The sequence below is a fragment of the Pseudundibacterium arcticum genome, from assembly GCF_042646465.1.
Classification (GTDB): domain Bacteria; phylum Pseudomonadota; class Gammaproteobacteria; order Burkholderiales; family Burkholderiaceae_D; genus Undibacterium_A; species Undibacterium_A arcticum.
Genome location: NZ_JBHRTP010000037.1, coordinates 1 through 3180, shown reverse-complemented (window position 1 = coordinate 3180; position 3180 = coordinate 1). Strand labels below are relative to the sequence as shown.

General features: G+C 59.5%; 4 protein-coding genes. 1 reads left to right on the top strand and 3 read right to left on the bottom strand.

Annotated features, from left to right (window positions below):
- Nucleotides 1-266 precede the first annotated feature (266 nt).
- The gene (locus ACFOFO_RS12465; RefSeq protein WP_390331662.1) at nt 267-758 is read right to left on the bottom strand and encodes an acyloxyacyl hydrolase; all 492 of its coding nucleotides are present in this window, start codon (nt 756-758) and stop codon (nt 267-269) included.
- A 422-nt stretch (nt 759-1180) separates the two neighbouring features.
- On the opposite strand from ACFOFO_RS12465, the gene ACFOFO_RS12460 reads away from it, so the two are divergent.
- Nucleotides 1181-2089 (top strand): NAD(P)-dependent oxidoreductase, encoded by a 909-nt coding sequence (locus tag ACFOFO_RS12460; RefSeq protein WP_390327173.1) that lies wholly within the window; start codon nt 1181-1183, stop codon nt 2087-2089.
- A 61-nt stretch (nt 2090-2150) separates the two neighbouring features.
- On the opposite strand, the gene ACFOFO_RS12455 is transcribed toward ACFOFO_RS12460, so the two are convergent.
- Together ACFOFO_RS12455 and ACFOFO_RS12450 are read right to left on the bottom strand one after the other, a co-directional pair.
- Entirely contained in the window at nt 2151-2504 is a 354-nt protein-coding gene (locus tag ACFOFO_RS12455) for a DUF1304 domain-containing protein (RefSeq protein WP_390327172.1), read from the bottom strand.
- A 103-nt stretch (nt 2505-2607) separates the two neighbouring features.
- A partial coding sequence (locus ACFOFO_RS12450; RefSeq protein ID WP_390331660.1) for an IS30 family transposase occupies nt 2608-3180 on the bottom strand: 573 nt, incomplete at its 5' end.

Here is a 3180-nt window from a genome sequence, read left to right as displayed (position 1 = left end):
AGTGTGTATTCGCATGTGAAAGTAGGTTATCGTCAGGCTTGTTATTCCCAAAAACCCTCCGGTGCCACGTGCCGGAGGGTTTTTGCTTTGGCGCGGCACCTTTTAAGCAGCACAAGAAACCTCTGAGGCGCGATATCGGGCGTGATGCAGCGAGCATCGGCGATCGGTGCGGTGGATTGCCTTAACGTCGCCGGCACTCTATTCGGGTTGATCTGCCTCGACAGAGGCGGCATAACGTAGCAGAGTCCGGACTCAGAACCGCGGACTCAGAACCGGTAACTCGCCCGTAACACCGTAAAATTGACCCCACCGTTCGGCTCTTTGATGCCGCCGTTTGAAAAGTGCTGGAACTTCAGGCCCAGATCGAGATGGTTCTCAAATATGTAGCCGGCGCCAAGATGGTCGCCGAATTCAAATCTGGTCGATAGCTGGCGGCCGTCGTTGTCGTACAGGTCGGACAAAAAATGGGCGCCGATGCCGGCTTCCGCGTAAAAACCGGTTCTGCCGAGCCTTTGATAGCGTAGTACCGGTGTCAAGCCGATATCGCCGAAATTTTTGCTCGCGCCTTCCACGTTTTGATATTTTCTTTCGCGCCATTCGGCCAAGGTCAGATCCCAGTAGCCGCCGAGATACGCCTTGTCCGATTCCAGCCAGCGCCGGTTCCAGTCCCATTGCAGTCCGGCGCGCACCTGACTGCTCTGCGGCCCCCGCGCCACTTCTATCGACACCGTATCCACCGCAGAACAGGTCAATGGCATCGCAATGCATGCGACAATGGCGACTGCAAACTTCCTACTGATTAGCATCATCATAAGAGCTTTCGGCTAAATAGCGGATTAGGTTGGCCAAGCTGGATCGACGCAGCTGGACCGTAAATCTGCGCTTGATCGATGCCACCGCGCATCGGTTTCAGGCGCAGTCGGGCGCTTTCCTGAGAACAAGTATGCCCCAAATTCGATCGATGTTGCACTGCCAATATTGCCGCGTTGATACAGATCAAGTCTTCTGGGCAACATCCAGGAACTGCGCGGATGTTGGGCGATGTTCGATTCGCCGTCTGCTTTCGTGCGCATCGTTCCTGGCGCGCTTGATGCGAACGGGCGGTGCGCAACAAATCCGCAGCTTGCACCGGCGGGTCCGCACCATTGGGTGCGACCCGCCTTAACACGATGGAGTCACAGTGACAACCACACTATCCTTGCCACGCATCGCATTTCTCGGCACCGGCCTGATGGGCTTGCCAATGGCCACCAGACTGATCGAGGCCGGCTATCCGCTCACGGTCTGGAACCGTACCATCGCCAAAACTGACGCGCTGGCCCAACTCGGCGCGACTGTCGCGGCGTCGCCTGCCGCGGCGATGCATCAGGCACATGTGGTGATCACGATGCTGGAGGCGGGCGCGATTGTCGCGGCAGTCGTCAGCGCGGCGCTGCCCGCCATGGCGCGCGGCACCCTGCTGATTGACATGAGCTCGAGCCGGCAAGCGGAAGCGGTGGCGCTGTCCGAATTGCTGTCGACGCGCGGCGTGGCGTTTCTCGATGCGCCGGTGTCGGGTGGGGTACAGGGCGCGCAGGCGGGCAGCCTGGCCATCATGGCGGGCGGCGCCGATGTCGACTTCACGCGTGCGGAACCGATTTTACGGGTGCTTGGCCGTCCGGTTCTGGTCGGCGCCGCCGGCTGCGGTCAGCTGGCCAAATTGTGCAACCAACTGATCGTTGGCGGCACGCTCAACATCGTGGCCGAGGCCTTGTTATTGGCCCGGGCCGGCGGCGCCGATCCGGCCGCAGTCAGGGCGGCGATCCGGGGCGGCTTTGCCGAAAGCCGGATTCTCGAGGTGCATGGACAGCGCATGCTCGAGCGCAATTTTGTGCCCGGGGGCCAGGTCAAGAGTCAGACCAAGGATATGGAAAACGTGCTGCTGGCAGCGGCAGCCGCTGAAGTGCGCTTGCCGGTGACCGAACTCGTCACGGAACGCTATCGCAGCATTCTGGCCGAACTGCCGCAGGCCGATCAGTCGGCAGCGCTGATCGCGCTGGAGCGGCTGAATCCCGGTCAGCGCCTGGGAGATGGCCCCGACCAGTTCTGAAGCGGCATCGGCTGCCAACACCGTCCAGAGCGCCGGGATTTAAGCTCGCGCGGGTGATCGATCAACGTGTCGCCAGCAGCAACAGCAAGCCGATCAGCGCCGGCAGCGCCTGCACCAGCAGGATCGAACGTTTGGCGGTAACGCCGCCGTAAATGCCTGCGATCAGCACGCAGCCGACGAAGAACAGCTTGACCTGCCAAGCGCCGCCGATCAGTCCCCACAGCAGTCCGGCCGCCAGGAAACCGTTGTACAAGCCTTGATTCGCGGCCAGGATCTTTGAATTCTCGGCCTCGTCGCGACTCATGCCGAAGGTCTTGCGGCCGATCGCATGGGTCCACAAAAACATCTCCAGCACCAAAATCCAGACGTGTTCAAGCGCAATCAGGCCCAGCACGATATCGGTCAAGGTTTTCATGCTGGGTCGTCTTTCCGTGATGGGATGTTGGCGGCTGGCCGCACATTGGTGGGAGTATTGCTCAAATATCCGCCATCACCCAAGGATTTATTGCGGGGCGGTTTCAATGTCCAAGTGCAACAAGACCAAGCTTATCTGCCCAGTATGCGTTAAAGTCAAAAGCGTCTACAGGAAGGAACAGCTCGGCTGGGCATTTCCAGTCCAGTGATTTCCTGGGCCGGGTGTTGAGTTTCCAAGCGATGTCGTCAAGCTGTTGTTGTGAATTGTGAGAGAGGTCAGATCCCTTTGGCAGATACTGACGCAGCAAGCCATTGGTGTTTTCGTTGCGGCCGCGTTCGCAGGGGCTGTGCGGATGAGCGAAGTAGACTTTGATGCCGGTTTCTTCAGTCAGTTTCGCATGTTGTGCCATTTCGCGCCCCTGGTCATACGTGAGCGAGCGGCGCATATCGCCATCAAAGCGCTGCAAGATGGCGCCGAAGCCTTCGGTGGTGGCCTGTGCGGTGCCGTTATCGAGCTTGACAAGCGCGACGTAGAGGGTCGTGCGCTCGACCAGTGTGCCGATTTGGGAACGGTTACCCTTACCCTTGATGTGGTCACCCTCCCAATGCCCCGGCACCAGGCGTTCTGCAATGTCGGCAGGACGTTGATCAATGCTGGTCATGTTGGGAATCTGTCC

Coding starts and splice junctions, on each gene's coding strand:
- ACFOFO_RS12465 (WP_390331662.1), bottom strand. CDS start 758: ATGCCATTGACCTGTTCTGCGGTGGATACGGTGTCGATAGAAGTGGCG.
- ACFOFO_RS12455 (WP_390327172.1), bottom strand. CDS start 2,504: ATGAAAACCTTGACCGATATCGTGCTGGGCCTGATTGCGCTTGAACAC.